This is a genomic window from Algibacter sp., from assembly GCF_049667265.1.
Classification (GTDB): domain Bacteria; phylum Bacteroidota; class Bacteroidia; order Flavobacteriales; family Flavobacteriaceae; genus Algibacter_B.
On record NZ_JBATHX010000147.1, the window covers coordinates 1 to 8,703 of the forward strand.

Consider the following 8,703-nt stretch of genomic DNA (forward strand, 5'->3'; position numbering starts at 1 on the left):
GCCTCAAACAATATAGTAGGTACGTTTTCATTTTGAAACGTATCCCCTACACAATTTAAATTAAATGCATCATCATATACACCAACCTGATTAGGAATTACTGCTTGAAGTGCTTTATTCATGACACCAATTACCTCCATGGCAACTTTTCTATTTGGTGTTACTGTACATGCTGCATCTTGAGCAGGCGCCAAAAATGACACAGTTGCAGAATTATTTGTACTTCCAGCGCTAAAAATAGTACGCTGACCATGTAAATTATAACAAAAATGCGGTTTAAACGCTTCAAAAATATTGCCCAAAACGACACTTTCTGGCTGCGATAAGTTTTGGGCATCTCTATTTAAATCTACTTCATTAGCATTAATTCGGGTATAGGCAAGCGCGCCATCTGGATTTAAAATTGGAATTATATAAAGTGAGCAGGCTTCTAAAATATAATCAAGTTTAGAATCTTTATCCAAAAGGGCATTTAAAAGATCGAAAATAGCTTTAGTTGTAGTTGATTCATTTCCGTGCATTTGAGACCACATTAAAATTCGTTTATCTCCATGACCAATTTTCAATCCGTAAATAGGGTTCTGCAAAACAGATTTACCGATTGTTTCAACCTGAACAAAATCCGGCAATTTGTTTAGCAATGGTTCAATGTTTTTATTGGTAATATATCGATGGGATAAATGCGGTTCTTTATGTTTTAAAAACAGTTTTTTTATATGTTCTAAATGCATAGTTATTTTTTTACTTTACAAAAGTAAACAATTACTATTTTACATTTGTAAACAGTATTTTTGATTGATTTGTTTACATAACTATACAGAATGATTCAAATTTTCTTATAAAATTGAATAAAAAAATATTCATTATCAATTTATAAATGTAAATAATTATAATTCAATCATTTAATATCATTTACATAAAGTATTAATACACTACAATATTATAATTTAACACATAATAACCACCAATTCATAGTTATATTGTTACATTTGTAACATAGTTTGACCCCAAATCATTATTCACATTGATAAACACAGAAGATTTCATAAAAAGACTCCAAAAAGTCATTGATTACTACGGTGAATCCGCCTCATCTTTTGCTGAAAAAATTGGTGTACAACGCTCTAGTATTTCACACATTTTATCAGGTAGAAACAAGCCGAGTTTAGACTTTATTTTAAAGATTCTATCTACCTACCCTGAAGTGGATTTGTATTGGCTTTTTAACGGTAAAGGCAATTTCCCTTCAACGGAAAAAACTTCTGAACCAAATCTATCCAAATCCTCGCCTACTTATATTAAAGAAAAAACTTTATCAGAAATCAAAAAAGACAAAACAATCGAGCGCATTATTATTTTTTATTCTGACGGAAGTTTTAAAAATTATGATAATTAATAGCGTAGTTTATTAGCTTTGCATTTCAATTTATTATTATGAGACTTTTATTTTTATTAGCGCTTTTAACACTAACCAGTTGCTACGAAACCACTAGAAACTGTAATGATTTTAAAACTGGCGCATTTCGCTTTGATTATGTTGTAGACGGCGTTACTAAAAGTGGAGATTTTAAAAGAACTGAACGTTATAGTATTAATTTTTACGATGGAAAAACTGATAGTTCCGAGGTGAAATGGATTAATGATTGCGAATTTGTATTATACAAGATTAACCCAAAGTCAATTTCTGAAAAAGACCCAATACACATGAAGATACTTAAAACAACAGATAGTTCTTATACTTTTGAATACTCTAAAGCGTCGTTCAATGAAGGTGAAAAGAAACGAAAAGAAAAAGGACTGGCTATAAAAATAGATTAATAAAAGGGATATAAAAAGTGCTCCACTAATGTGAATTTCAATTGTTTATCCTCAGTAATATAATAAGTAAGGAGTATTTCTCCCCAAAATTCACCGTCTGAAAAATCAGCAATTATCCATTTATGATTAAGCATTTTAATGGTATTAATCATCATTTTTCTGCCTTCACTCGAGCCATATGGAATTAAAGGATGCTCGCCTTTAACCTCATTCAATTTATAAAGTTCATCTTTAATAAAAGGGATGAGCTCATCAATCTCATAACCCTTATTTTCAAAATAACTAATAGCGTCTTCATTTCTATATAAGTTAAAATGAGAAACTTCTAAAATATCATTTTGTAACACAGCAACAGAATCTTTATAAATTTTAAGCTGTGTTTCACTAGTTACCAGCTTTTTATCTATGTCTTCAAAAATTCGTTTAGAGTTAACATATTGAAACAATACTAAAAGTGCAGCAAACACAAACAAATACATAAAAATTCTCTGCTTCATTATTATTAAAATTTATACTGTTATTTTTAATCCATCGTAAGCCAAAAACACGCATTCTGGCAATAACTTTTCAACTTCATCATGAAACCCTAACAAATGGCTTATATGAGTTAAATATGCGGTTTCAGGATTTACTTTTTTAATAAAATCTAGGGCTTCCTCTAAGTTAAAATGCGATTGATGAGGCTGGATACGCAGCGCATTAACAACTAAAACCTTCACGTTTTTTATTTTTTCAATTTCTTTTTCAGAAACTGTTTTCATATCTGTTAAATACGCAAAATTATTAAATTTAAATCCAAATACCTGTAAGTCATTATGCATGCCATTGACGGGAATCACTTCTAGGTTATTCAATTTAAAAGGCTTATTTTTAATTTTATTTGTTATTACTTCTGGAGCACCTGGATATCTGTTTTCTTTCTGAAAAAAATAATCAAAGCGCTTTTTTATAGATTTCAAAACCCGTTTGTGTGCATAAATTGGAATATTTCCTTGCCTAAAATAAAACGGTCTAATATCATCTAAACCCAAAACATGATCAGAATGTTCATGCGTAAACACAATGCCATCAATTTTTTTTATTTGCTCCCGTAGCATTTGATATCTAAAATCTGGACCACAATCTACAACGTATGCAAATTCATCCCATTCAATTAAAACCGAAACACGCAAGCGTTTATCCTTTGGGTTTTCACTTAAACAAACTGGATGATCGTTCCCAATAATTGGAATACCCTGTGATGTACCCGTGCCAAGAAAAGTAATTTTCAAAAATTTTAAGTTTTCACAAAAATAAGTTTATTTTTTTGTTTGCTCTACTTATTTGATACCTTTGTAAATACAAGACGTAACCTATAAAATATATGGAAATTACCATTAAAGGAGATAAAGAATTTGATGATATTCCTTCATTAAAATCTAAAGCACTTCGCATAAACTTAAACGAAAATATTTACGGATCCTTTGCTGAGATTGGCGCTGGACAAGAAACTTGTCGTCATTTTTTTAGAGCAGGTGGCGCATCAGGAACTATTGCCAAAGCCATGTCTGCTTACGATAAAGACTTTAGTGATGCCATTTACGGCGCTGAAGATGATGGTCGTTATGTTACCGAAGCTCGATTAAGAAAAATGCTAACGCACGAGATGGACTTAATGGAAAATAGGTTAACACGAGAAAAAAACCCGAATAAAATATTTTTCACATACGCCAATACCGTTGCTACCATTGATTTTGCTAAACAATTTAAGGGCCATGGCTGGGTAGGCATCAAGTACCAAGTTGAAGCTAGCGCAAATTATAATGAAATTATTCTTCATGTACGTTTTAAGGAAACTGACGCCAGATTGCAACAAGAAACGTTAGGAATACTTGGAACAAACTTAATATATGGCGCTTTTTACAAATACAATGAGCCAAAAAAACTACTTCGCTATTTATACGATCACCTTGATAAAGATCAAATTGAAATTGATACTATAAATTTTTCTGGACCAGTATTTGAAAATATCGATAACCGATTAATGAGTTTACAGTTGGTTAAAAACGGCATGACAGATGCCGTAATGTTTGGCCCTGATGGAACAAATGTTTTACCTGCGCGTGTTTTTTATAAGAAAAATATTTTAGCGCTTCGGGGAAGCTTTAGGCCAGTTACCAAAGTAAACATGGCCATGTATGAGAAATCATATGAAATGTTTATTAAAGAAAATAAAGTTGACGAAAAGAAAACCGTTGTCGTTTTCGAAATTACACTTTCTAACTTAAGAGCTGAAGGTGAAATTGATGAACAAGATTTTATTGATAGAGCAGATTTGCTATGTTCTCTAGGGCAATCCGTTATGATATCGAACTTCCAAGAATATTATAAGGTAGTTGAATATTTCTCTAATTATACAAAAGCGCGTATGGGATTAGCTATGGGTGTTAGTAATTTGGTAGATATTTTTGACGAAAAATACTATCGCCATATGAGTGGTGGTATACTGGAAGCTTTTGGTAAACTTTTCTTTAAAGATTTAAAAGTTTATCTATATCCTATGCATGATCCGAAAACTGGTGAGCTTATTACAAGTGAAAACTTGAAAGTTTATCCGCGCATGAAGGAATTATATAAATTCTTTAAATACAATGGAAAAGTAATTGATATTACTGACTACGATGAAAGTATTATGGATATATTTTCTAGAGACATATTACATAAGATATCAAACGGGATAAGCGGCTGGGAAGAAATGGTTCCTGATGGAACTGCCGAATTAATTAAAGATTATAGATTATTTGGGTACACCAGAAGACCATTAACACTTAGTAGAAGACGACCCGCTCAAAAGAAAAAATAAAATGCAAAAACGGCTATTTAAAATAAAATAGCCGTTTTTTTAGAACTAGTAGCGCTGTTACTCTAATATTTGAGCTGCATGATCTTTAGTTTTTACTTTTTCAATTACGCGCTCTACAACGCCATCTTTGTTAATTAAAAAAGTCATTCTGTGAATACCATCATACTCTCTACCCATAAACTTTTTAGGTCCCCAAACACCAAATGAATTAATAACAGTTTTGTCTTCATCTGCTAACAGCGGAAACGGAAATTTATGTTTATCCTTAAAATTTGATTGTCTTTTTGCTGAATCGGCGCTGACACCTAACAACTCATAACCCTTAGCTTGAAGTTCAGAATAATTATCTCTTAAATTGCAAGCTTCAACCGTACAACCAGGAGTACTTGCTTTTGGGTAAAAAAATACTATTAACTTTTTACCTTTATAATCGCTTAAAGAAATAGTGTTTCCTTGCTCATCCTTTGCCGTGAAATTAGGAACAGCATCACCTTGTTTTAATGTTTTCATAGTCATAACTTTGATATTATGCCAAATAAACCTCAAAATAATACTAATAATTGGTTTATATTGCACAAATGCATCATAATAAAATCGACCCGTAGCCAAGGCTATGCTTAAATTTTATTATTCGCCTTTGCACACTAGAATTCTAATTATTTTAGCACAATTTTAAAATTTATTAGGCATTACAAAAATACAATTTATGACTAAACAAGAAAAGGTAAACTTTGTTATTAATACACTCTACAAACTTTATCCTGAAATTCCTATTCCCTTAGACCATAAAGACCCATACACCCTTTTAATTGCCGTTTTGCTATCAGCACAATGCACAGATGTGCGTGTGAATCAAATAACACCATTACTATTTGCAGAAGCTGATAATCCTCATGATATGGTTAAATTATCTGTTGAAGACATAAAAGAAATTATACGTCCATGTGGCTTGTCACCAATGAAGAGTAAAGGGATTCATGGATTATCAAAAATACTTATAGAAAAACATAATGGCGAAGTGCCACAGAGTTTTGAATACTTAGAAGAATTACCTGCCGTTGGCCACAAAACCGCAAGCGTTGTGATGTCGCAAGCATTTGGAGTTCCTGCTTTTCCTGTAGATACACATATTCACAGATTAATGTATCGATGGAATTTAACCAACGGTAAAAACGTTGCACAAACTGAAAAAGATGCTAAACGATTATTTCCTGAAGAATTATGGAATGATTTACACCTTCAAATTATTTGGTACGGGCGCCAATACTCTCCAGCAAGAGGTTGGGACCTAGAAAAAGATATTATTACAAAAACTATTGGAAGACAATCCGTTTTAGATGACTATTATAAATTAAAAAAGTCCTGATTTTAAAAAATCAGGACTTTTCGAAACTTAATTTAGAAGCGCTTCAAACTTCATTTTATTACAATTTATAACACTTAAAGCCTTTGAGTAGTTTAGAAGAAAATTAACCGTTTCTTCTCGCGGTTCACGATTTTCTATTTTTTTAATAGAATTTTCAGAGTAAATTTTTGCCATTTTATTAATTTAAGGGTTTATTCAAATCAATAACGCAGTAAAAATCACTTTATTGTATTAATTAGTTAAAACGATATTATGCTTGTCTATTATTTTACGTAAATTAATCAACGCATAACGCATGCGTCCCAATGCTGTATTGATGCTAACACCTGTTCTATCCGAAATTTCTTTAAAACTCATGTCGTTATAAATACGCATCATTAGCACCTCTTTTTGATCTTCTGGAAGCTCATCAACTAACCGTCTTACATCATTTTCAACCTGCTCCTTAATCATAGCTTTTTCAGCATTCAAACTATTATCGCTTAACACAGAAAAAATACTAAACTCACCAGTATTATCAAATTTAGGCATCCTATTGTTTTTTCTAAAATGATCAATCACTAAATTATGAGAAATACGCATTACCCATGGTAAAAACTTACCTTCTTCATTGTAAGCGCCTCGTTTTAAGGTTCTAATTACCTTAATAAAAGTATCCTGAAAAATATCTTCAGCAATATCTCTGTCGTATACTTTGGAATAAATAAAACTGTAAATTCTTTGTTTGTGCCTTTTAATAAGCGTTTCTAACGCCCTCTCATTTCCTTTAATGTAGTCACTAACTAAAGTCGCATCTGTAATAAGTTCTTTTTGCATAATATTTACTTTTAACGCACGAAGTGAAGGCTTCATTGCTTGGGGTTATTAAGTTAAAAAGTAATTTTATGCTATAGATACGTGTTTTTGAAGTTGTTATAAGTTTCAAATATAACAACAATCGTTCCTAAAAAGCAAAGATTCATATCTTTTTTTAACAAATTATTCGATAAACGGTATTTTTCATATTGATATAATATTCCCTTATGCTATAAAACACAAGAGATAAAAACGAATTATATAGCTTATTTTAAAACATAAAGGTATTATAGTATCTTTGCGAAATTATCCCTTAAAAAATCCATGAGCACTATTCTTTCCGAAGTAAACCCTAAAGAAAACATCATCATAAAAGGTGCAAAACTGCATAACCTTAAAAACATTGATGTTGTTATTCCTAGAAACAAATTAGTAGTAATTACAGGTTTATCGGGTTCTGGGAAGTCAAGTTTAGCTTTTGACACACTTTACGCAGAAGGACAACGACGCTATGTAGAAAGCCTATCAAGTTATGCGCGTCAGTTTTTAGGACGATTAAATAAACCAAAAGTAGATTATATAAAAGGTATCGCACCAGCTATTGCTATTGAGCAAAAAGTAAATTCTACCAATCCGCGCTCCACAGTTGGTACGACTACAGAAATTTACGACTACCTAAAATTATTATTTGCAAGAATTGGCAAAACATATTCACCAGTTTCTGGATTAGAGGTTAAAAAAGATACCGTTACAGATGTTTTAAATTACTTAAAATCATTTCCTGAAGGTGAAAAACTACTGCTCCTAGCTCCTATTTATTTGGAGGAAGGAAGAACCATTGAAGACACAATAAAAACCTTACAGCAACAAGGTTATGCCAGAATAAAAGTAAACGATTCGGTGTTAAGGATAGATGAAGTGACATCGATTGCCAAGAAAGATACCGTGTCTTTAGTTGTTGATAGAGTTATAACCAAAAACGAAGAAGATTTCTATAATCGGTTAGCTGATGCTGTACAAACGGCCTTTTTTGAAGGTAAAGGCGAATGCGTTATCGAAACATTAAAAGATAGTAAACAACGCCCTTTTAGTAATAAATTTGAATTGGATGGTATTACATTTTTAGAACCAAATGTACATTTATTCAGTTTTAATAACCCTTATGGTGCTTGCCCTAAATGCGAAGGCTATGGGGATATTATTGGAATTGATGACGATTTAGTAATTCCAAACACAGGGCTCTCCGTTTACGAAAGTGCTATTTTCCCATGGCGAGGCGAAAGCATGAGTTGGTATAAAGATCAGTTGGTTAATAATTCGCATAAGTTTGATTTCCCTATTCATAAACCCTTTTTCGAATTAACTGATGCTCAAAAAAAATTAGTTTGGACCGGAAATCAATATTTTGAAGGCTTAAATTCATTTTTTGCAGAATTAGAATCTAAGGCCTATAAAATTCAAAATCGCGTCATGTTATCGCGTTACCGCGGAAAAACAAAATGCAAAACCTGTAATGGTAAGCGTTTACGCATAGAAGCTAATTATGTGAAAATTGCCGGCGCAACGCTAACCGATTTGGTAGAAATGCCGTTAGATAAGCTAGCAATATTCTTTAAACAGCTTGAGTTAAATGATTACGACACACAAATAGCAAACCGACTTTTAAAAGAAATTAATAACCGATTAGCTTTTCTTGCCAATGTTGGTTTAGATTATTTAACATTAAATAGAAAATCGAACACGCTTTCTGGTGGTGAAAGTCAACGTATAAACCTAGCGACTTCTTTAGGTAGCAGTTTGGTTGGCTCCATGTATATTTTAGACGAACCCAGTATTGGCCTACATCCAAAAGATACTGAGCGATTAATTTTGGTTTTAAAAT

Annotated in this window: 10 protein-coding genes and 1 pseudogene; 5 read left to right on the forward strand and 6 right to left on the reverse strand. The window is 32.0% G+C overall.

Annotation, left to right across the window (positions count from 1 at the left end; translation table 11 throughout):
• A partial coding sequence (locus tag WBN21_RS05315) for a M14 family zinc carboxypeptidase (protein ID WP_424198245.1) occupies positions 1-731 on the reverse strand: 731 nt, incomplete at its 3' end.
• A 293-nt stretch (positions 732-1,024) separates the two neighbouring features.
• Here WBN21_RS05315 and WBN21_RS05320 point away from each other — a divergent pair.
• Positions 1,025-1,396 (forward strand): helix-turn-helix domain-containing protein, encoded by a 372-nt coding sequence (locus WBN21_RS05320; protein ID WP_424198246.1) that lies wholly within the window; start codon positions 1,025-1,027, stop codon positions 1,394-1,396.
• A gap of 38 nt (positions 1,397-1,434) precedes the next feature.
• A complete protein-coding gene (locus WBN21_RS05325; RefSeq protein WP_424198247.1) occupies positions 1,435-1,818 on the forward strand; it encodes a hypothetical protein in 384 nt (127 codons plus the stop codon).
• On the opposite strand, the gene WBN21_RS05330 is transcribed toward WBN21_RS05325, so the two are convergent.
• Complete coding sequence (locus WBN21_RS05330; protein WP_424198248.1) at positions 1,815-2,315, reverse strand: hydrolase; 501 nt, start codon at positions 2,313-2,315, stop codon at positions 1,815-1,817. The genes WBN21_RS05325 and WBN21_RS05330 overlap by 4 nt on opposite strands.
• Before the next feature lie 12 nt (positions 2,316-2,327).
• Positions 2,328-3,089: an MBL fold metallo-hydrolase gene (locus WBN21_RS05335; RefSeq protein WP_424198249.1), complete on the reverse strand. Its 762-nt coding sequence runs from the start codon at positions 3,087-3,089 to the stop codon at positions 2,328-2,330.
• A gap of 92 nt (positions 3,090-3,181) precedes the next feature.
• On the opposite strand from WBN21_RS05335, the gene WBN21_RS05340 reads away from it, so the two are divergent.
• Positions 3,182-4,660, forward strand: a complete 1,479-nt coding sequence (locus tag WBN21_RS05340; RefSeq protein WP_424198250.1) for a TonB-dependent receptor — start codon at positions 3,182-3,184, stop codon at positions 4,658-4,660.
• 57 nt (positions 4,661-4,717) lie between these two features.
• On the opposite strand, the gene bcp is transcribed toward WBN21_RS05340, so the two are convergent.
• On the reverse strand, positions 4,718-5,170 hold the full coding sequence (gene bcp, locus WBN21_RS05345; RefSeq protein ID WP_424198251.1) for a thioredoxin-dependent thiol peroxidase: 453 nt from the start codon (positions 5,168-5,170) through the stop codon (positions 4,718-4,720).
• A 196-nt stretch (positions 5,171-5,366) separates the two neighbouring features.
• Between bcp and WBN21_RS05350 the strand changes: the two genes are divergently transcribed.
• Entirely contained in the window at positions 5,367-6,026 is a 660-nt protein-coding gene (locus WBN21_RS05350) for an endonuclease III domain-containing protein (RefSeq protein WP_424198252.1), read from the forward strand.
• 27 nt (positions 6,027-6,053) lie between these two features.
• Here WBN21_RS05350 and WBN21_RS05355 read toward each other — a convergent pair whose 3' ends face one another.
• Together WBN21_RS05355 and WBN21_RS05360 are read right to left on the reverse strand one after the other, a co-directional pair.
• On the reverse strand, positions 6,054-6,200 hold the full coding sequence (locus tag WBN21_RS05355) for a hypothetical protein (protein WP_424198253.1): 147 nt from the start codon (positions 6,198-6,200) through the stop codon (positions 6,054-6,056).
• 57 nt (positions 6,201-6,257) lie between these two features.
• Complete coding sequence (locus tag WBN21_RS05360) at positions 6,258-6,842, reverse strand: RNA polymerase sigma factor (RefSeq protein ID WP_424198254.1); 585 nt, start codon at positions 6,840-6,842, stop codon at positions 6,258-6,260.
• A 303-nt stretch (positions 6,843-7,145) separates the two neighbouring features.
• Between WBN21_RS05360 and WBN21_RS05365 the strand changes: the two are divergent.
• Positions 7,146-8,703, forward strand: a pseudogene (locus WBN21_RS05365) (excinuclease ABC subunit UvrA); the annotation flags it as partial.